Source organism: Pseudomonas sp. Z4-20 (assembly GCF_051131955.1).
Classification (GTDB): domain Bacteria; phylum Pseudomonadota; class Gammaproteobacteria; order Pseudomonadales; family Pseudomonadaceae; genus Aquipseudomonas; species Aquipseudomonas marvdashtae.
In genome coordinates this window covers 102,891-122,907 of record NZ_CP071641.1, presented here as the reverse complement: position 1 = coordinate 122,907, position 20,017 = coordinate 102,891, and the positions used below count along the sequence as shown (strand labels likewise).

The window sequence follows — 20,017 nt, the reverse complement described above, 5'->3', positions numbered from 1 at the left end:
GCTGTCCAAAGGGCGAAATGCCGATCGAGCCAACACCACAAAACACAGATCACGTGGCGAGGGAGCTTGCTCCCGCTGGGTGGCGAAGCCGCCCCAAAACAGACTGACGCATTCTCCAGATAAACCGCATCAACCGGTTCACGACGACTGCCGCCGAGCGGGAGCAAGCCCCCTCGCCACACCGTCACCCCCGCAAAAACGCCCGGTGCAGCTCATCCAGCGTCCGGAAATGATGCACCGGGTTTTCAGCGCTCAGCTCGTCGAAACTGCCAAACCCATACCCCACCGCCGCCGCGTCCAGGCCGTTGCTGCGGGCGCCGATCAGGTCGTGCTTGCGGTCGCCGATCATCAGGGTGTTGGTCGGGTCGAGGTTTTCTTCGGCCATCAGGTGGGCGATCAGCTCGATTTTGTTGGTACGGGTGCCGTCGAGTTCGCTGCCGTAGATCACCTTGAAGTGCTTGGCGAAGTCGAAGTGGCGGGCGATTTCCCGGGCGAATACCCAGGGTTTGGACGTGGCGATGTACAGCTGCCGACCCTGGCCGCCGAGAGTTTCCAGCAGGGGCAAGACACCGTCGAAGACGCGGTTCTCGTAAAGGCCGGTGACCTTGAAGCGTTCGCGATAGAAGTTCACCGCTTCCCAGGCCTTCGCTTCGTCGAAGTCATAAAACTGCATGAACGCTTGCAACAGCGGCGGGCCGATGAAGTGTTCGAGGCGGGTCAGGTCGGGCTCATCGATGCCCAGTTTGCCCAAGGCGAACTGGATCGAACGAGTGATGCCTTCCCTTGGATCGGTGAGGGTGCCGTCGAGGTCGAACAGTACGGTCTGGTAATGCATGAAAAATCCTGGTCAGTGGCGGGACGGTTCAGGGCTGGTCGTAACCTTCGGCCAGATGCAGATCCTTGAGTTTTGCGTAGTTAGCCGCGCTGTAGGTGAAAAATGCCCGCTCCTTGTCGGTCAGCGGCCGGACCTGCTTCACCGGGCTGCCGACGTAGAGAAAGCCGCTTTCCAGGCGCTTGCCCGGCGGCACGAGGCTGCCAGCACCGATGATGACGTCATCCTCGACCACGGCGCCGTCCATGACGATGCTGCCCATGCCGATCAGGATCCGGCTGCCGACGGAGCAGCCATGGAGCATGACCTTGTGGGCGATGGTCACGTCGTCGCCGATCAGCAACGGGAATCCATCCGGGTTGAACGGACCGGCGTGGGTGATGTGCAGCACGCAGCCGTCCTGGACGCTGGTGCGCGCGCCGATGCGGATGCGGTGCATGTCGCCGCGAATGACCGTCAGCGGCCAGACGGAGCTGTCTTCGCCGATTTCGACGTCGCCGATCACCACCGCGGTGCTGTCGACAAAAGCCCCACGGGCAAGCCGCGGGCTGTGGTTCTGGTACGTGCGAAGGGTCACGATAGGCTCTCTCTTATCCGGTGATAGGCGCTGCTAGCTGCGGTGAACGTCGATTGTAATTAAGATGGGCGCATGTTTCTTCCAGCCAAGGTGTCAACCGTGAGCGTGAACAACCCTCTTTTGCAGCCCTACGACCTGCCGCCCTTCTCGGCGATCCGTGCCGAGCACGTGCAACCGGCCATCGAGCAGATCCTGGCTGACAACCGTGCGGCCATTGCCGAAATCCTCAAGACCCAAGTCCAACAGCCTACCTGGGCCGGCCTGGTGTTGGCGATGGACGAGCTCAACGATCGCCTGGGCGCGGCCTGGAGCCCGGTCAGTCACCTGAACGCCGTGCGCAACAGCCCGCAACTGCGTGAAGCCTACGAGGCTTGCCTGCCGGCGTTGAGTGCCTACTCCACCGAGCTGGGCCAGAACCGCAAACTGTTCCAGGCCTTCGAAGCCCTGGCGAACAGCCCCGAGGCGGCCGGTTTCGATGTGGCGCAGAAAACCATCCTCGAACACTCCCTGCGTGACTTCCGCCTGTCGGGTATCGACCTGCCGCCCGAACAGCAGAAGCGCTACGCCGAAGTGCAGAGCAAACTGTCCGAGCTGGGCAGCCGCTTCTCCAACCAACTGCTGGACGCCACCCAGGCCTGGACCAAGCACGTCACAGACGAAGCCGCCCTCGCCGGCCTGACCGACTCGGCCAAGGCACAAATGGCCGCCGCGGCCCAGTCCAAAGGGCTGGACGGCTGGCTGATCAACCTGGAATTCCCCAGCTATTACGCGGTGATGACCTACGCCGAAGACCGCGCCCTGCGCGAAGAAGTCTACGCGGCCTACTGCACCCGCGCCTCGGACCAAGGCCCGAATGCCGGCCAGAACGACAACGGCCCGGTGATGGAGCAGATCCTCGACCTGCGCCAGGAACTGGCTCAATTGCTCGGTTTTGCCAACTTCGCGGAACTGAGCCTGGCCACCAAAATGGCCGAATCCAGCGATCAGGTACTCAGCTTCCTGCGCGACCTGGCCAAGCGCAGCAAACCGTTCGCCGCCCAGGACCTGGAACAACTGAAAGCCTACGCCGCCGAACAGGGCTGCCCCGACCTGCAAAGCTGGGACAGCGGTTTCTACGGTGAAAAACTGCGCCAGCAACGTTACAGCGTCGCCCAGGAAGCCCTGCGCGCCTACTTCCCGATCGACAAGGTGCTGAGCGGCCTGTTCGCCATCGTCCAGCGTCTCTATGGCATCGAGATCGCCGAGTTGAAAGGCTTCGACGCCTGGCACCCGGACGTTCGCCTGTTCGAAATCAAGGAAAACGGCCAGCACGTCGGTCGTTTCTTCTTCGACCTTTATGCCCGCGCCAACAAGCGTGGCGGCGCCTGGATGGACGGTGCCCGCGACCGTCGTCGCACCTTCGAGGGCGTCCTGCAAAGCCCGGTCGCCAACCTGGTGTGCAACTTCACCCCGGCTGACAGTGGCAAGCCGGCGCTGCTGACCCATGACGAAGTCACCACCCTGTTTCACGAGTTCGGCCACGGCCTGCACCATCTGCTGACCCGCGTTGAACATGCCGGCGTGTCCGGCATCAATGGCGTGGCCTGGGACGCCGTCGAGCTGCCGAGCCAGTTCATGGAAAACTGGTGCTGGGAGCCCGAAGGCCTGGCGCTGATTTCCGGCCATTATGAAACCGGTGAACCGCTGCCCCAGGACCTGCTGGAGAAAATGCTCGCGGCGAAAAACTTCCAATCCGGCCTGATGATGGTCCGCCAGTTGGAGTTCTCGCTGTTCGACTTCGAATTGCACGCCACCCACGGCGACGGCCGCAGCGTGCTGCAAGTGCTCGAAGGCGTGCGCGACGAGGTGTCGGTGATGCGCCCACCGGCCTACAACCGCTTCCCGAACAGCTTTGCGCATATCTTCGCCGGCGGCTACGCGGCGGGTTATTACAGTTACAAGTGGGCAGAAGTGCTGTCGGCCGATGCCTTTTCCAAATTCGAAGAAGACGGCGTGCTCAACGCCGACACCGGCCGCGCCTTCCGCGAGGCAATCCTGGCCCGCGGTGGCTCCCAGGAGCCGATGGTGCTGTTCGTCGACTTCCGTGGCCGCGAGCCATCGATTGACGCACTCTTGCGCCATAGCGGCCTGAGCGAGGACGCGGCAGCATGAGCGAGGGGCCTGTGATTACCAAACGACGCTTTATCGCCGGGGCGGTCTGCCCGGCGTGCAGTGAGCCGGACAAGTTGATGATGTGGAACGAAGACGGCGTGCCGCACCGTGAATGTGTGGCGTGCGGTTATTGCGACACACTCAACGAGCAAGGCCTGTCGGTGCCCAAGGAATTGGGCACCCGGGTAAACACCTCGGCGCTGAAGACGCCTGACGCCAAGGTTCAGGCGGTGCAGTTTTTCCCCAACCCCAAGTTGAAGAAAAAAACCGACTGAAATCTTAGGCATCAACTTCCGGGCCGCCCGGTCCGGAAGCGATACTTATATACCGCCGCGTCAAACCCCTTCCTCTCCAGACTGGTCCGACACGCTCAGACTGACAGGAAGTCTCCATGCACCCCGCCGAAAACCCGCTGTTGCAACGTTATGACTTGCCGCCTTTTTCCAAGATTCAAGCCGAACACTTTTCCCCGGCCCTCGATCAGATCATCAACGAGAGCCGCGCCAAAGTCGCCGAGATCATCAAGACTCAAGCACCCTTTCCCACCTGGGACGACTTGGTCCTGGCCATGGATGAAATTCATGCGCGACTCAAGGGGTTCGGTTATGTGCTGGAGCGCCTGGCTTCCACCAGGACCGAATCAGCCTGGGAACAGGCTTCGCTCGACTGCACCCCACGCTTGCAACAGTTCAAGCGGTCGTTGAAGCAGAACCCCGAGCTGTTTCAGTTATTTCAACGCTTGGCGGACAGCGAGATAGCCAAGCATTTCTCCCCAGTGAGAACGAGGACCCTGGAAAAGATCCTCAGGCAATTTCGCCGTAACGGATGGGGGTCCGATTCGCAGCCGGTTCTGAAGGACTTGCAGCTGCGCATCCAAGGCGCCCGAAGCCTGTTCCTGGAACATTTGCATGAGGCCAACAAGGCCTGGAGCCGAACATTTGATGATCAAGCCCGATTGAGTGGCCTGCCGCTTTCCTTCAGGCAGCGAATGGCCGCGCAGGCTCGTGAACAGGGGCGCACGGGATGGTTGCTGACCCTCAATGAGGAATCGTTTCGCATCGTCATGCGTTACGCGGACGATGCCGTCCTACGCAAGCAGGTGTATGTCGCCTACAGCACGCGTGCGTCCGATCAGGGGCCGCATGCCGGCGTGTTCGACAATGGCGACGTGCTGTGGCAGTTGCTCAGGGATCGCCATGAGCTGGCAACCTTGCTGGGCTATTCGAATTACGCTCAGTTGGCGATCCTGCCGGAACAAGCCCAGTCGCCCGAAGAGGTCCTGGCATTCCTGCAAGGCATGCTGCAACAGCAGCAAAGCGTGTTTATCCAGGACGCCGCGCAGTTGCAGGCATTTGCTCAAGCCCAAGGTTTCAGCAGCCTGCAGCCGTGGAATTATCAATATCTGGCGCAAAAGCTCCGCCATCGAACGACGGGCGTCTCGGAACAGACCGTCAGCGCCTGGTTTGAGTTGGAATCGACATTTTCACAGCTGTTGCGGATGGCAAAAGACCTGTTTGGCGTGGACATCATCGAACGTCGGGACGTGGCTACTTGGCATCCGCAGGTGCGTCTTTTTGAGGTTCGCGAACGGGGCGAGCTCCTCGGCTACCTTTATTTCGATCCGTTCGAGGACGCTGATCAGGATAGTTTCCCGAACACCAGCACCCTGCGAAACCGCCGCATCACCGCCGAGGGACGACCTCGCTATCCGATTGCCACGCTGCACGGCTGGTTGCCGCGTGGTTCAAGTGACAGCCCCGTGCTGCTGGACCATCGTCAACTGCGAACGCTTTTTCACGAACTGGGCCATTGCTTGCACCATGTGTTGAGCCTGGTGGAGTATCGTGCGGTGTCGGGCATTTCCGAACTGTCCCGGGATGCCGCCGAATTTGCTGGCGTATTGTTCGAACAATGGTGTTTTTCCAAGGAATGCCTGGTTCGGTTGTCCCGGCATTACCAAACTGGCGCGCCCCTGCCAGAGCCGATTGCCGAACAGTTGCTGGCGTATCTCAAAATCCAGGCCAGTTGGGACACGGCTGCGTTCTTGCGCGATGCCCTATTCGACATGGAGCTGCACCGCAGCCATGGCGACGGGCGAACGGCCCAGCAGGTATTTGACCAAGTCAACGCCCAAGTGGGGCATCTGCCCGTGTTTGCAAACGAACGCTGGCCCAACGGCCTGGATTACATCGTCACGGGGTATGCCGCCGGCATCTACGCCTATGCCTGGTCGAAACGTCTGGCCGACACCGTGTTCAAGCGATTCCAGCGCAACGGGCTCTACGATAGGCAAACGGCCAAAGCCTTGCGCGAGACGATTCTCGAACGGGGCGATTCACGGCCGCTGTCCGAATCCATCGCCGCGTTCCTGAAAGCGACCGATCATCGTGCCGGCGCGAGCACCTGAGGGTCGAGGTGCTGTGCGGTGGTCGTTGAGTTCACCCAGCTTTTCAACGAACAGAGCGCGAAGACGCTGGTGCTGCAATCGCCGTTCTTCAAGGCGAGACGAAGCTTTTCCACATCGGCCTGCATCATGTAGCGAACGCCATCCTTGAAGTGGTGGCTGTCGCCGAATCCGCCTTCGGTCATTTCGTCCAGGGCGTCTTCCTTGCTCCAGCCCTGGACGACCACCCTGTACATGGCGGCCACCAACCCGGTGCGGTCCGAGCCGTGCTTGCAATGCATCAGCACCGGGCCGTTGGCCTCGGCGTCCTGGACGGCGCGCAAAGCCTTGAGGATGTCGCTGTCGTCGACGTGATTGGTGCGATAAGGCAACTGCACTTGCCGGATGCCGGAGGTCGACAACCAGTTGGCATCCGACTCGGGCAGGAATGTGATGACGGTGCCGATATCGAGTTTGGCCAGCAAGGGCAACGCAGCGCCGTCCGGCAAGGCGCTGCGATAAAGCGTGGGCGACATCTGGAACAGGTGGTAGCGCTCGGCCACTGGCTGGGCCCATTCATCGGGCCTCTGCGCAACATCGGCGGCTTGCGCCGCAGAGTCGGCCACCGCGAGCAAGGCCAGGCAGAGCATCAACACAGAGAAGCGCTTGTACATGACGTTAACCAGCAAGTTGGAAAGGCTGCAGTCTCGGCTCGCTCCGGTTAAAGACCTGTGAGAAAGATGTCAACGCGCTGTGAATCAGCCAGGGACCAAGCGCGCGGGCGCGGTCTGCCGAATGGCACTGGTCTAAATCGGATTCGCAGAATACTGTATGCACATACAGCTTTCGGAGTAATCCTATGTCCGTCCCCCTTCCGCCCCGCGGTCGCGGCACCGCCACCAACCCGCATAACCGCTTCGCCCCGAGTCGTTCGGTGGTTGAGGATGACGGTTGGTACCAGGAAGTCCCGCCCACCCAAGGCACCGAAGTGCGCATCGAAACGGCGAAGACCATCATCACCCGCAATACGTCGCCGGACATTTCGTTCGACCGCTCGATCAATCCTTACCGTGGCTGCGAACATGGCTGTATTTATTGCTACGCGCGGCCCAGCCATGCCTATTGGGACATGTCGCCCGGACTGGATTTCGAAACGAAGCTGATCGCCAAGACCAACGCCGCCGATGTGCTGGAGGAACAATTATCCAAGCGCGGCTATCAATGCGCACCGATCGCCCTGGGCTCCAACACCGACCCCTACCAGCCGATCGAGCGCGAGCAACGGATTACCCGCCGAATCCTGGAAGTGCTGCTGCGCTATCGGCATCCGGTGACCATCGTCACCAAAGGTTCGCTGGTCCTGCGGGACTTGGATCTGCTGACCGAGCTGGCGCAACAGCGCCTGGTCAAGGTGATGATCAGCCTCACCACCCTGGACGATGAACTCAAGCGTATCCTCGAACCGCGCGCGGCAGCGCCCAAGGCGCGGTTGCGGGCGATCAAGGTGATGCGCGAGGCGGGCATCGCAGTCGGTGTCCTATGCGCGCCGATCATCCCGATGATCAATGACAGCGAAATCGAAAGCCTGCTGACCGAAGCCCGCGCCGCCGGCGCGCAGACCGCCTCCTACGTCATGCTGCGCCTGCCGCTGGAAGTGGCGCCGCTGTTTGAAGAATGGCTGCAGGCGCACTATCCGCAACGCGCCGCTCACGTGCTGAGCCTGGTGCGCCAGAGCCGCGGCGGCGAGCTGTACGACAGCCGGTTCGGCGCGCGAATGCGCGGCGAGGGGCCTTTTGCCGATCTGTTGGCCCAGCGCTTCAGCAAAATGCTGAAGCGTTTGAGCTTTGATCGACGCGATGTTTACAATCTCGACTGCGAGGCGTTCTGTCCGCCGGGCCGACAGATGTCATTGATTTAACTACAATTGGTCTTGAATCGAATCTTGGGCCATGACCGCGCAAACGCGCCGCAGCGGCCTGTTTATCCCTTGTAAGATACGGTTTAGAGCCTTCCATTCAGTTTGAGTTAAGTTTCGGCGGCTACCTTGTTCAGCGAGTGACTGACGGGTCGGGCATCTCGACCTGGATGTTTTTTAACCAGCCACTGGCGTCGTAACCGTCAAAGAGGATGAATCATGAGTGACAAGGATAAACAGCCGTTGGCTGCGTCGGCTTCAGCCCAACCCGAGGCGGAGACCGCCGATGCAGCGCTGCAGCATATTGTTGACGGCTTTTTGCATTTCCATCACGAGATCTTTCCGCAACAGGAAGAGCTCTTCAAGAAACTCGCCACCGCCCAGACACCACGGGCGATGTTCATCACCTGCGCCGATTCGCGCATCGTGCCCGAGCTGATCACCCACAGCTCCCCCGGCGACCTGTTCGTGACCCGTAACGTCGGCAACGTCGTTCCCCCCTATGGGCAAATGAACGGCGGCGTTTCCACCGCCATTGAATACGCCGTACTGGCCCTCGGTGTGCAACACATCATTGTCTGCGGCCATTCCGATTGCGGCGCCATGCGTGCGGTGCTCAACCCCGACACCCTGGAAAAAATGCCCACGGTAAAAGCCTGGCTGCGCCACGCCGAAGTGGCCAAGACCATGGTTCACGACAACTGCCCGTGCGGTGATGAGAAGCAGACCATGCCCATCCTCACCGAAGAGAACGTGATCGCGCAGTTGCAGCATTTGCGAACGCACCCCTCGGTGGCTTCTCGCATGGCCAGCGGCCAGTTGTTCATCCATGGCTGGGTGTACAACATCGAGACCAGCGAAATCAAAGCCTTTGACGCGGACCGGGGCTGTTTCCTGCCGCTCGATGGCAGCCATCCGATACCGGTGGCGACGCCCAAAGCGCGCTTCTAAGCGCTCCTAAAAATCCTTGCATGGTTCAAAGCCTTGCCCGCTATTTCGCGGGCGGGCCTCGCCATGCCTGAAGAAATCTTCGGGAGAGTCGCCATGCGTGCTGCTCAATTAAAAGCTGTTCTGCCACGGGAGCTCTTGGCTTCCGTGGTTGTGTTCCTGGTGGCGCTGCCCTTGTGCATGGGTATTGCCATCGCGTCCGGGCTGCCACCCGCCAAAGGTTTGATCACTGGCATCATCGGTGGATTGGTGGTCGGTTTCCTGGCGGGCTCCAAGCTGCAAGTCAGCGGTCCAGCCGCCGGCCTGGCGGTGTTGGTCTTCGAGCTGGTGCGCCAGCATGGCGTGGCAATGCTCGGGCCGATCCTGCTGCTGGCCGGTCTCCTGCAGTTATTGGCCGGACGCTTTCGCCTCGGTTGCTGGTTCCGGGTCACCGCGCCTGCGGTGGTGTACGGCATGCTGGCCGGTATCGGCGTGCTGATCATTTTGTCCCAGGTCCATGTGATGCTCGACGCAGCGCCCAAGCCCTCGGGACTGGATAACCTGGCGGCGTTCCCCGCGGCAGTGGCCCAGGCTTTACCGTCGTTCGGTTGGCAGGCGGGTCTGCTCGGTCTTTCGACAATTGCCGTGATGTGGCTGTGGGAAAAATTTCGTCCTCACAGCCTGCGCTTCGTTCCCGGCGCCCTGCTCGGCGTTGGCCTGGCAACGGCTGCGAGCCTGTTGTTGGCCTTGCAGGTCAAGCGCGTGGAAGTCCCGGAAAATATGGCCGAAGCCATCGACTGGCTGCGCCCGGCCGATCTGCTGAACCTGGCCGACCCGTCGGTGCTGATCGCGGCGTTCGCCGTCGCTTTCATCGCCAGTGCCGAAACCTTGCTCTCGGCGGCCGCCGTGGACCGAATGCACAGCGGCGAACGCGCCGATTTCGACCGCGAGCTGTCCGCCCAAGGTATCGGCAACATGCTGTGTGGCTTGCTCGGCGCCCTGCCGATGACGGGTGTGATTGTGCGCAGTTCCGCCAACGTGCAGGCCGGCGCAACCACACGGATGTCGACGATCTTCCACGGCCTGTGGCTGCTGCTCTTCGTGCTCTTGTTGTCCAGCGTGCTGCAAAGCATTCCGGTGGCGAGCCTGGCGGGCGTGTTGGTGTACACCGGTTTCAAACTGGTGGACCTCAAGGCGTTTCGCAGTCTGGGCCGTTATGGACGGATGCCGATGTTCACCTACGCCGCGACGGCGCTGGCAATCATCTTCACCGACCTGCTGACCGGCGTGCTGATCGGTTTCGGCCTGACCTTGGCGAAACTGGCGTGGAAAGCCTCGCGCCTGAAGATCAGCCTGATCGATCTGCCCCAGGACGGTGAGATGGAATTGCGCCTGGTGGGCGCGGCAACCTTCCTGAAGGTGCCAGCGCTGACCCAAGTGCTCAATACCGTACCGGAAGGCGCGACCGTGCATGTGCCGCTCAACAACCTGAGCTACATCGACCACTCGTGCCTGGAATTGCTGGAGGAATGGGGCCGGGCGAATGCCAGCAAGGGTTCGAAGCTTTTGATTGAGTCGCGCGGACTCAAGCGCCGGCTGGAAGGACGATTGCGTACAACCGTTGGGGTTGGCGCAACGGCTTCCTGACATCCCCATCAAGCACCATGGAAGCGAGCTGGCTCGCTTCCATGGTTCGGCTGTCGCTAAGGATCAAGCCGCCGGCTGATCCAACTCAAGACCCACGCCCAAGCGCCGTGACATGCACGGCCAGCGCTTCCAGGCCGCGCCGGTCTGCGGGCTGCTGAGTTTCTCGCGGTAGGTTTCTACCGACTCCAGTGCAAACGTCTCGTCGTTGAGCATCTCATCGAACGTGTGATGCACCACCTCATCGAGTTGGTTGGCAAATTCCTCGCCGATCAACTGGTGAGCAATCAGATTGGCGACCGTCATGTCCAAGGGGATCAGTGGCTGGCCGAAATGCTTGATGTACAGGTCGTTGACCTCTTCGACAAACCGGTGCGCCAGGTAAGCTTCGTCCAGCAGGCTGTCGAGCCCGACGTGCCCGGCCATGATCGTCGGCGGTTGGAGGAAGTACTGTTCGGCGATTTTCAGTACGGGTTTGATCTGCGACTCGATACCCGCCTCCCTGGCGACGTCATTGGCGGCGTCCAGCAGGTCAGGCACTTCATCGATGTAGGCAGCGACAAACCGCGCCAGGACGTCATTGGCGTTGGCGTCCGGCAATTGGATGGCACGGTGCAGGGTCGGCAACTGGGCCGTCAATTGACGGGTCAACAGGCCGGTCTCAGCCTCGTGTTGTTGGGCTTTTTGGATCTGCTCGCGCAATGCGGCGGTGTTCATGACAACTCCAGGAAACAACGGCAATGAAATAGGAATGACATAACTTAGCTGGCGCAAATTGACTCCTAAGACCTATTTTTCATAACTGCCCCTTCCTTGATGCGTCGCTGTTATATCGGTTTGCCATCACTCAGGTTCGCATCCTTCTCCATTCGTGGGCTCTAGCGCAAGCCCCGGCTGTTTCAAACGATTTACGCCGTCGCGTTGCGAGGTTGCAGGTGCTGTCTATACTCGGGTTGGAATGGAGTTAGCTGATGACACCCGATTGCATGTGCAGCAAGGCGCGGCGAATCAAGTGAGTAGTCTGAAGTAGCCGATCCCTTGCCGCAGGCGTTACGCCTACGGGATAACAAGAACGATAAGGGGAACCCGCAATGACGCGACATCCACACGTATGGATGGGCCTCCTGTTGTGGTCGATTTTCAGTCAGGCGCAAGCGGCCTGGACTGTGAATATGGCGCCTGGAGCGACACAGATCAGCAACGCAGTATTCGACCTGCACATGACCATCTTCTGGATTTGTGTGGTCATTGGCGTCATTGTCTTCGGCGCCATGTTCTGGTCGATGATGATGCACCGCCGCTCAACCGGCCAGAACGCCGCGCACTTCCATGAAAACACCCGCGTCGAAATCCTCTGGACCATCGTGCCCCTGCTGATCCTGGTGGCCATGGCGGTTCCGGCCACCGCCACCCTGATCAAGATGTACGACTCCAGCGAATCGGAGATCGATATCCAGGTCACCGGCTACCAATGGAAGTGGCACTACAAATACCTGGGCCAGGACGTCGAGTTCTTCAGCAACCTGGCCACGCCTGCCGAACAGATCAACAACCAGAGCGCCAAGGGTGAACACTACCTGCTGGAAGTCGACAAGCCGCTGGTGCTGCCAGTCGATGCCAAGGTGCGCTTTCTGGTGACCTCCGCCGACGTGATCCACTCCTGGTGGGTGCCGGCGTTCGCGGTCAAGCGCGACGCCATTCCCGGGTTCGTCAACGAAGCCTGGACCCGTGTCGACAAGCCCGGCCTGTATCGCGGCCAATGCGCCGAGCTGTGCGGCAAGGACCACGGGTTCATGCCGATCGTGGTGGAGGTCAAGAGCAAGCCCGACTACGAGAAATGGCTGGGCGAACGCAAGGCCGAAGCCGCGCAGCTTAAAGAGTTGACCAGCAAGGAATGGACGCGCGAAGAACTCGTCGAGCGTGGCGACAAGGTCTACCACACCACGTGCGTGGCCTGTCACCAAGCCGAAGGCCAGGGCCTGCCGCCGATGTTCCCGGCGCTCAAGGGCTCGAAAATCGCCACCGGGCCGATCAAGGATCACCTGGACATCGTCTTCCACGGCAAACCCGGCACCTCGATGGCAGCGTTCGGCAAGCAGCTGTCGGAAGTCGATATCGCCGCGGTCGTGACCTATGAGCGTAACGCCTGGGGCAACAACAAGGGCGACATGGTGACGCCCAAAGAAGTGCTGGAACTCAAACAGGCGGACAGCCAATGAGCCGGCCTGACGTTCGTTCCCGCAACTGGCCGGGGCTCGTTGCCCCGCGCCGACCAGCCCATTCGTTCGAAGGAGACAGGACATGAGTGCTGTGATCGATGACCACGGTCATGCCGGCGCCGACCACGCCCACGGCCCCGCCAAAGGCCTGATGCGCTGGGTACTGACCACTAACCACAAGGACATCGGCACCCTGTACCTGTGGTTCGCCTTCTCCATGTTCCTGTTGGGCGGCTCGTTCGCCATGGTGATCCGCGCCGAGCTGTTCCAGCCGGGCCTGCAGATCGTCCAGCCGGAATTCTTCAACCAGATGACCACCATGCACGGCTTGGTGATGGTCTTCGGCGCGGTGATGCCGGCGTTCGTCGGCCTGGCCAACTGGATGATCCCGCTGATGATCGGCGCGCCGGACATGGCCCTGCCGCGCATGAACAACTTCAGCTTCTGGTTGCTGCCGGCGGCGTTCCTGATGTTGGTCTCGACGCTGTTCACCCCCGGCGGCGGGCCGAACTTCGGCTGGACCTTCTACGCCCCGCTGTCCACCACCTACGCGCCGGAAAGCGTGACGTTCTTCATTTTCGCGATCCACCTGATGGGCATCAGCTCGATCATGGGCGCGATCAACGTGGTCGCCACCATCCTCAACCTGCGTGCCCCGGGCATGACCTTGATGAAGATGCCACTGTTCGTCTGGACCTGGCTGATCACCGCATTCCTGCTGATCGCCGTGATGCCGGTGCTGGCCGGCTGCGTGACGATGATGCTGATGGACATCCACTTCGGCACCAGTTTCTTCAGTGCCGCCGGCGGCGGAGACCCGGTCTTGTTCCAGCACGTGTTCTGGTTCTTCGGTCACCCCGAGGTGTACATCATGATCCTGCCGGCCTTCGGCGCCGTCAGCTCGATCATCCCGGCTTTTTCGCGCAAGCCGCTGTTCGGCTACACCTCGATGGTCTACGCGACGGCAGCCATTGCCTTCCTGTCGTTCATTGTCTGGGCGCACCATATGTTTGTGGTCGGCATCCCGCTGGTGGGCGAGCTGTTCTTCATGTACGCCACCCTGCTGATCGCCGTGCCCACCGGGGTGAAGGTGTTCAACTGGGCCAGCACCATGTGGCAAGGCTCGCTGACGTTCGAGACGCCGATGCTGTTTGCCGTCGCGTTCGTGATCCTGTTTTCCATCGGGGGGTTCTCCGGGCTGATGCTGGCCATCGCGCCGGCGGACTTCCAGTACCAGGACACCTACTTCGTGGTCGCGCACTTCCACTACGTGCTGGTGCCTGGCGCGATCTTCGGGATCTTCGCCTCGGCCTACTACTGGCTGCCGAAATGGACCGGCCACATGTACGACGAAACCCTCGGCAAGCTGCATTTCTGGCTGTCGTTCGTCGGCATGAACCTGGCGTTTTTTCCGATGCACTTCGTCGGCCTGGCGGGCATGCCCCGGCGGATTCCCGACTACAACCTGCAGTTCGCCGACTTCAACATGGTTTCGTCCATCGGTGCGTTCATGTTCGGCACCACGCAGATCTTCTTCCTGTTCATTGTGATCAAGACCATCCGCGGCGGTGAGCCGGCACCGGCGAAGCCGTGGGATGGCGCCGAAGGGTTGGAGTGGAGCGTGCCGTCGCCGGCGCCGTATCACACCTTCACCACGCCGCCGGAAGTGAAATGAACACCACAGGGTTAGGTGCCCGGAGCAGCGTCCATGGCTGATTCGATTTCGCTGAAAAAACTGGTCACCCGCCTGTTGCTGGTGGTGGTGGCCATGTTCATCTTCGGATTTGCCCTGGTGCCGATCTACGACGTGATGTGCAAGGCGTTCGGCATCAATGGCAAGACCGGCGGGCAGTACGAAGGCGAGCAGACCGTCGACGAATCGCGGCAGGTTCGGGTGCAGTTCCTGTCGACCAATTCGGTGGACATGGTCTGGGACTTCTATCCCAAGGGCGATCAATTGGTGGTCCAGCCGGGGGCGGTCAACGAGATGGTGTTCGTCGCCCACAACCCCACCAACCGGCCGATGAGTGCCCAGGCGGTACCGAGCATCGCACCGAGCAACGCCGCGGCGTATTTCCACAAGACCGAATGCTTTTGTTTTACCCAGCAAGTGCTGCAACCCGGCGAACGCATCGAAATGCCCATGCGCTTCATCGTCGACCGGGACATGCCCAAGGAAGTGAAGCACCTGACGCTGTCCTACACGCTGTTCGACATCACTGCCCGTCATCCACCGGTGGCCGTAAACACTGAGCGATAGCGTGCCCGATAAGGAGAACAATAAATGGCAACTCATGAACACTATTACGTTCCGGCCCAAAGCAAATGGCCGATCATCGCCACGGTCGGGATGTTCGTCACGGTGTATGGCCTGGCGACCTGGTTCAACGACCTGAAGGCCGACCGTCCGGATTCCAATGGCCCGCTGATCTTTTTCGTCGGCGGCCTGCTGGTGGCCTACATGCTGTTCGGCTGGTTCGGCGCGGTCATCAAGGAAAGCCGCGCCGGGCTGTACAGCGCACAGCTCGATCGCTCGTTCCGCTGGGGCATGAGCTGGTTCATCTTCTCCGAAGTGATGTTTTTCGTCGCGTTCTTCGGCGCGTTGTTTTACGTGCGGATGGTCTCGGCGCCAGGCTTGGCCGGCGAAGGCAGCAAGGGATTGTCGGAGATGCTCTGGCCGAACTTCGAGTACGTCTGGCCGCTACTGAACAACCCCGACCCGAAACTCTTCCCACCGCCCAAGGACGTGATCAGCCCTTGGGGCCTGCCGCTGCTCAACACCATCCTGCTGGTCACTTCCAGCGTCACCGTCACCATCGCCCACCACGCCCTGAAAAAAGGCCATCGCGGTGCACTGAAAATCTGGCTGGGGATCACCGTGCTGCTGGGTTGCGCCTTCCTGGGCTTCCAGGCCGAGGAATACATCCACGCCTATAAAGAGCTGGGCCTGACGTTGGGCTCGGGGATCTACGGCGCGACGTTCTTCATGCTCACCGGGTTCCACGGCGCTCACGTCACCATCGGCACGATCATTTTGTTCGTGATGCTGATGCGCGTCATGCGCGGGCATTTCGACAACGAGCATCAGTTCGGCTTCGAGGCGGCGAGCTGGTACTGGCACTTCGTCGATGTGGTGTGGATCGGCTTGTTCTTCTTCGTCTACATACTCTGAGGCCACCGCTACCAGGGCGCTTGGGAGACCAACTGGCCGCTGAAAAAGCCCCAGGCGATCAAGCCGACGGTGACAGCAGCCAAGGTGACCCGAATCGCCAAGGCAATGACCAAACGATTGGAATTGCTTTGGTCCTTGACCAGAAAAAACAGGCCGCTGAACAGGCTGGCAACTGTGGCGATCAGCATCAGGGCGATGGCTGCTTTGAGCATTGGGAACACTCCGGGGGGACGCGATGCACGTGAGTATAGCTATCTCGTTCAACAGCTTTCGGACGGCGCCATGAAAGGCTTCCGGCCAGGCATCGTGCCGTCATTGGTGGTCGCCGTGCTGGTGCCGGTGATGGTGTGCCTGGGGTTCTGGCAATTGAGCCGGGGCGAGCAGAAGCGCGTGCTCATGGACACCTACGCCGAGCGTCGCGTGGCGGCGCCGATGGACAGTGCCGAACTGCAACGCACGGCGGACCCGGCCTTTCGCCCCGTCAGCCTGCACGGCCAGTTCGACGCCGAGCACAGCCTGCTGCTGGATAACCGCCAGCACGACGGCAAGGTGGGCGTCGAGTTGCTGCAACCGTTCCTCGACCATGCCACCGGCCTGTGGCTGCTGGTCAATCGTGGCTGGCTGCCGTGGCCTGATCGCCGCACCCCGCCGGTCTTCAGCACTCCCGAACAAACGGTCGACTTGCAGGCGTGGGTCTATGTCGCGCCTGGCGCCACGTTCCAATTGCATGCCGACCCGGCCAGCGCACCGTGGCCGCGACTGGTCACCACCGTCGAGCCAAACAAGCTCTGGGCCGAACTGGGCCGCGGCGGCTTCGCCTACGAACTGAGACAACAAAGCGGCCCCGGCGCCTACCGGACCGATTGGCCGGTCGTGGCCATGGGGCCGGAAAAACACCTCGGTTATGCCGTGCAGTGGTTTGCCATGGCGGCGGCACTGTTCGGTCTTTTCCTTTATCTCGGATGGCACAACGCAGGGAGACACCATGGGCACCACCATGAATCCAACCAACATGTCTGAGGCACCCACGGCGCGCAGCCGGCGCAAGGGGCGCGTGCAATTGCTGTTGATCGTGCTGGGCGTGATCGGCCCGATGATCCTGGCCACCGGCATGTACAAATTCCAGTTCTGGGTGCCCGACAGCCGCAGCTACCACGGTGAGCTGATCGGTAACGGCCAGACCCGCGCCGAAATCGGCGTGCAGGCCGACGAGCAGCGCTGGCAGATCCTCGTCACCGCGCCGCAAGAGTGCTCGGTGGACTGCCGGCAATTGGTTTACCTGGCCCGGCAGGTGCAAATCGGCCTGGGCCGCGAGGCCGGACGCGCCAGCCATGCCCTGGCGATTGCGCAACCGCTGGACGCCGAATACGACGCCCAACTGCAGCGCGAATACCCGCAATTGCAGCGCTACCCGCTGGACCTGCCGGCGTATCAGAAAGGTGCCGAGGGTTCCGGCGGCGCCCAGCTATGGATTATCGATCCCCACAGCAACCTGGTGCTGCGCTACGACGCCCGGGTCAAGGGCAAGGATTTGCTCAACGACCTGCGGCATCTGCTGAAACTGTCGAACATCGGATAAGGGCATATACATGGCCAAGCCAGGATTTCGCCTCGCGCTGTTTGCCACGCTGCTGGCATTGATTGTCGTACTGTTGGGCGCCTACACCCGCCTGACTCACGCCGGCCTCGGTTGCCCCGATTGGCCCGGTTGCTACGGTTTCATCAGCGTGCCCAAGGGCGAAGCCCAACTGGCCCATGCCGAACTGCATTTTCCCGATGCTCCGGTGGAAGCTCATAAAGGCTGGAACGAGATGGTCCATCGCTATTTCGCTGGAGCCTTGGGGCTGATGATTACCGCGCTGGCCGCCCGGGCCTGGATGAACCGTCGCCGCCCCGGCCAGCCTGTGAAGTTGCCGCTGTTCCTGCTGGCCGTGGTGTTCGCCCAAGCAGCGTTCGGCATGTGGACCGTGACGCTCAAGCTCTGGCCGCAGGTGGTCACCGGGCATTTGCTGGGCGGGTTCGCGACGTTGAGCCTGTTGTTCCTGCTGACGCTGAGGTTGTCTGGCGTACTACCGGCGCTGACCGTGCCCAAGCGCCTGCAACATTGGGCGACGGCCGGGCTGCTGCTGGTGATTGGCCAGATTGCCTTGGGCGGCTGGGTCAGTTCCAATTATGCCGCCGTGGCGTGCGTCGACTTTCCCACCTGCCATGGCCAATGGATGCCGCCGGCCGATTTCGCCAATGGCTTTCACCTGACCCAGCACATCGGACCGAACTACCTGGGCGGACAACTGGACAGCGACGCCCGCACCGCCATCCACGTAACTCACCGCATCGGCGCATTGCTGGTGACGCTCGTGCTGCTGGGACTGTCCTGGCAACTGAAAACGGTAGGCATGACCCGACTGGCGGGGCTGGTGCTCACCGCGCTCGCCGCGCAAATCACCTTGGGTATCAGCAACGTCGTGTTTCACTTGCCGCTGCCGGTGGCCGTGGCCCACAACGCCGGGGGCGCAGCGCTGTTGCTGACCTTGGTGCTGGTCAACTATCACGCCCGTACCAGCCTGGTCCGGGTCAAGCATCAGGTCCCGCTGCGCTGGCGCTTCAACCCGCATAAACACAGCGTCGGCCCCATCACGATTAAAGGAGCGATGCCATGGCAACCTTGACCGGTGAACGCCACAGCCAGGCGATCTGGCGCGATTACCTGGAGCTGACCAAGCCGAAAGTGGTGGTGCTGATGCTGATCACGTCGCTGGTTGGCATGTTCCTCGCCACCCGTGCCGGCGTGCCGTGGACGGTCTTGGTGTTCGGCAACCTGGGGATTGCGCTGTGCGCCGGTGGCGCGGCGGCGGTCAATCACGTGGTGGACCGGCGCATCGACGCGGTGATGGCTCGCACGCATAAGCGGCCATTGGCCGAGGGCCGGGTTTCGCCGGCCGCCGCGTTGACGTTCGCCATGGCGCTGGCGGTGGCTGGCCAGGCGCTGCTGCTGGTTTTCACCAATCCGCTGACCGCCTGGCTGACCCTGGCCTCGCTGCTCGGCTACGCGGTGATCTACACCGGCTTTCTCAAGCGCGCGACGCCGCAGAACATCGTCATCGGCGGCCTCGCCGGTGCGGCGCCACCGCTGCTGGGCTGGGTCGCCGCTACCGGTCATGTCAGCGCCGAACCGTTGCTGCTGGTGTTGATCATCTTCGCCTGGACCCCGCCACACTTCTGGGCGCTGGCGATTCATCGCAAGGAGGAATACGCCAAGGCGGACATCCCGATGCTGCCGGTGACCCACGGCGAGCATTACACCAAAGTGCACATCCTGCTCTACACCCTGGTGCTGCTGGCGGTGAGCCTGATGCCGTTCGTGATCCAGATGAGCGGGTTGATTTACCTCGTGTGCGCCCTGGTATTGGGCGCCAGGTTCCTGCAATGGGCCGTGGTGTTGTACCGTGGCAGTCGGCCGCACGCGGCGATCAACACCTTCAAGTACTCTATCTGGTACTTGTTCCTGCTGTTCATCGCCCTGCTTGTAGATCACTACTTACTGTTGAGCCTATGACTCGAACCCAAAAAACCGTCTTCGTCCTCGCGGCCGTGATCGCAGTGATCCTCGGCCTGACCATCAACAAAGTGCTGTCCAGCAAAGGCCAGGGCGACCCGACCGCACTGATCGACGCCGGCATTATCCTGCTGCCGCAAAGCCGCAACCTGCCGGACGTGAAAATGACCGACCAGGACGGCCAGCCGGTGGCGATGGACGGGTTGAAAGAAAAATGGAGCCTGCTGTTCTTCGGCTACACCTTCTGCCCCGACATTTGCCCGACCACCCTCGCCCAGCTGCGCCAGATCAAGAGCGAGCTGCCGCCCGAGGCTGTGGATAAGTTGCAGGTCGTGCTGGTGAGCGTCGACCCGAACCGCGACACCCCCAAGCAACTCAAGCAGTACCTGGGTTACTTCGACCCGCAGTTCAAAGGCCTGACCGCCGCCTCGGTGGAAGACCTGCAGAAACTGGCGAATGCGGTGAGCATCCCGTTCATTCCGGCGGACACCAGCAAACCCAACTACACCGTCGACCACAGCGGCAACCTCGCCGTGATTGGCCCGGACGGCACCCAACGTGGATTTATTCGCGCGCCGTTGAATAATCAGAAGTTGGTGGCGCAGTTGCCGGAGATGCTCAAGCGTAAATAAACGCTGCAA

Annotated in this window: 20 protein-coding genes; 15 read left to right on the top strand and 5 right to left on the bottom strand. The window is 61.3% G+C overall.

Annotation, left to right across the window (positions count from 1 at the left end; translation table 11 throughout):
- Positions 1-184: 184 nt before the first annotated feature.
- Together J3P82_RS00585 and J3P82_RS00580 are read right to left on the bottom strand one after the other, a co-directional pair.
- Positions 185-835, bottom strand: coding sequence for an HAD family hydrolase (locus J3P82_RS00585; RefSeq protein WP_434559887.1), 651 nt, complete (start codon positions 833-835; stop codon positions 185-187).
- A gap of 28 nt (positions 836-863) precedes the next feature.
- A complete protein-coding gene (locus J3P82_RS00580; RefSeq protein ID WP_434559885.1) occupies positions 864-1,409 on the bottom strand; it encodes a gamma carbonic anhydrase family protein in 546 nt (181 codons plus the stop codon).
- A gap of 72 nt (positions 1,410-1,481) precedes the next feature.
- Between J3P82_RS00580 and prlC the strand changes: the two genes are divergently transcribed.
- The 3 genes from prlC to J3P82_RS00565 all read left to right on the top strand — a co-directional run bounded on the left by prlC (position 1,482) and on the right by J3P82_RS00565 (position 5,967).
- A complete protein-coding gene (gene prlC, locus J3P82_RS00575; protein WP_434559883.1) occupies positions 1,482-3,560 on the top strand; it encodes an oligopeptidase A in 2,079 nt (692 codons plus the stop codon).
- A complete protein-coding gene (locus tag J3P82_RS00570) occupies positions 3,557-3,835 on the top strand; it encodes a YheV family putative zinc ribbon protein (RefSeq protein WP_434559881.1) in 279 nt (92 codons plus the stop codon). Before prlC ends, J3P82_RS00570 begins: the two co-directional genes overlap by 4 nt.
- 116 nt (positions 3,836-3,951) lie before the next feature.
- A complete protein-coding gene (locus J3P82_RS00565) occupies positions 3,952-5,967 on the top strand; it encodes a M3 family metallopeptidase (protein WP_434559879.1) in 2,016 nt (671 codons plus the stop codon).
- Here J3P82_RS00565 and J3P82_RS00560 read toward each other — a convergent pair.
- On the bottom strand, positions 5,943-6,617 hold the full coding sequence (locus J3P82_RS00560) for a phosphatase domain-containing protein (RefSeq protein WP_434559877.1): 675 nt from the start codon (positions 6,615-6,617) through the stop codon (positions 5,943-5,945). The genes J3P82_RS00565 and J3P82_RS00560 overlap by 25 nt on opposite strands.
- 185 nt (positions 6,618-6,802) lie before the next feature.
- On the opposite strand from J3P82_RS00560, the gene J3P82_RS00555 reads away from it, so the two are divergent.
- The 3 genes from J3P82_RS00555 (at position 6,803) to J3P82_RS00545 (ending at position 10,432) form a co-directional block, all read left to right on the top strand.
- The gene (locus J3P82_RS00555) at positions 6,803-7,861 is read left to right on the top strand and encodes a PA0069 family radical SAM protein (RefSeq protein ID WP_434559875.1); all 1,059 of its coding nucleotides are present in this window, start codon (positions 6,803-6,805) and stop codon (positions 7,859-7,861) included.
- A gap of 216 nt (positions 7,862-8,077) precedes the next feature.
- Positions 8,078-8,809, top strand: a complete 732-nt coding sequence (locus J3P82_RS00550; protein WP_186615599.1) for a carbonic anhydrase — start codon at positions 8,078-8,080, stop codon at positions 8,807-8,809.
- Between the two features lie 93 nt (positions 8,810-8,902).
- On the top strand, positions 8,903-10,432 hold the full coding sequence (locus J3P82_RS00545; RefSeq protein ID WP_434559873.1) for a SulP family inorganic anion transporter: 1,530 nt from the start codon (positions 8,903-8,905) through the stop codon (positions 10,430-10,432).
- A 63-nt stretch (positions 10,433-10,495) separates the two neighbouring features.
- Here the strand turns inward: J3P82_RS00545 and J3P82_RS00540 are convergent, their stop codons facing one another.
- The gene (locus J3P82_RS00540; RefSeq protein ID WP_434559871.1) at positions 10,496-11,146 is read right to left on the bottom strand and encodes a hypothetical protein; all 651 of its coding nucleotides are present in this window, start codon (positions 11,144-11,146) and stop codon (positions 10,496-10,498) included.
- A 374-nt stretch (positions 11,147-11,520) separates the two neighbouring features.
- On the opposite strand from J3P82_RS00540, the gene coxB reads away from it, so the two are divergent.
- From coxB to J3P82_RS00520, 4 genes are all read left to right on the top strand, one after another.
- Positions 11,521-12,648 (top strand): cytochrome c oxidase subunit II, encoded by a 1,128-nt coding sequence (gene coxB / locus J3P82_RS00535; RefSeq protein ID WP_434559869.1) that lies wholly within the window; start codon positions 11,521-11,523, stop codon positions 12,646-12,648.
- An 82-nt stretch (positions 12,649-12,730) separates the two neighbouring features.
- Positions 12,731-14,323: a cytochrome c oxidase subunit I gene (gene ctaD, locus J3P82_RS00530; protein ID WP_135843045.1), complete on the top strand. Its 1,593-nt coding sequence runs from the start codon at positions 12,731-12,733 to the stop codon at positions 14,321-14,323.
- A 33-nt stretch (positions 14,324-14,356) separates the two neighbouring features.
- Complete coding sequence (locus J3P82_RS00525) at positions 14,357-14,908, top strand: cytochrome c oxidase assembly protein (protein ID WP_186643361.1); 552 nt, start codon at positions 14,357-14,359, stop codon at positions 14,906-14,908.
- Between the two features lie 24 nt (positions 14,909-14,932).
- Positions 14,933-15,820 carry a cytochrome c oxidase subunit 3 gene (locus J3P82_RS00520; RefSeq protein WP_434559867.1) on the top strand — a complete coding sequence of 296 codons (888 nt, stop codon included), beginning with the start codon at positions 14,933-14,935 and terminating at the stop codon, positions 15,818-15,820.
- 8 nt (positions 15,821-15,828) lie between these two features.
- Here J3P82_RS00520 and J3P82_RS00515 read toward each other — a convergent pair whose 3' ends face one another.
- Positions 15,829-16,032, bottom strand: a complete 204-nt coding sequence (locus tag J3P82_RS00515; protein WP_434559865.1) for a twin transmembrane helix small protein — start codon at positions 16,030-16,032, stop codon at positions 15,829-15,831.
- Between the two features lie 70 nt (positions 16,033-16,102).
- Between J3P82_RS00515 and J3P82_RS00510 the strand changes: the two genes are divergently transcribed.
- Genes J3P82_RS00510 through J3P82_RS00490 form a run of 5 tightly spaced genes read left to right on the top strand, consistent with a single transcriptional unit; the run spans position 16,103 to position 20,008 of the window.
- Positions 16,103-16,840, top strand: a complete 738-nt coding sequence (locus J3P82_RS00510; protein ID WP_434559863.1) for an SURF1 family protein — start codon at positions 16,103-16,105, stop codon at positions 16,838-16,840.
- Entirely contained in the window at positions 16,806-17,399 is a 594-nt protein-coding gene (locus J3P82_RS00505; RefSeq protein ID WP_434559861.1) for a hypothetical protein, read from the top strand. Before J3P82_RS00510 ends, J3P82_RS00505 begins: the two co-directional genes overlap by 35 nt.
- A 10-nt stretch (positions 17,400-17,409) precedes the next feature.
- Positions 17,410-18,489 carry a COX15/CtaA family protein gene (locus J3P82_RS00500; RefSeq protein WP_434559859.1) on the top strand — a complete coding sequence of 360 codons (1,080 nt, stop codon included), beginning with the start codon at positions 17,410-17,412 and terminating at the stop codon, positions 18,487-18,489.
- Positions 18,477-19,376, top strand: a complete 900-nt coding sequence (gene cyoE / locus J3P82_RS00495; protein ID WP_434559857.1) for a heme o synthase — start codon at positions 18,477-18,479, stop codon at positions 19,374-19,376. Before J3P82_RS00500 ends, cyoE begins: the two co-directional genes overlap by 13 nt.
- Positions 19,373-20,008, top strand: a complete 636-nt coding sequence (locus tag J3P82_RS00490) for an SCO family protein (protein ID WP_434559855.1) — start codon at positions 19,373-19,375, stop codon at positions 20,006-20,008. Before cyoE ends, J3P82_RS00490 begins: the two co-directional genes overlap by 4 nt.
- The last annotated feature ends 9 nt before the right edge of the window (positions 20,009-20,017 follow it).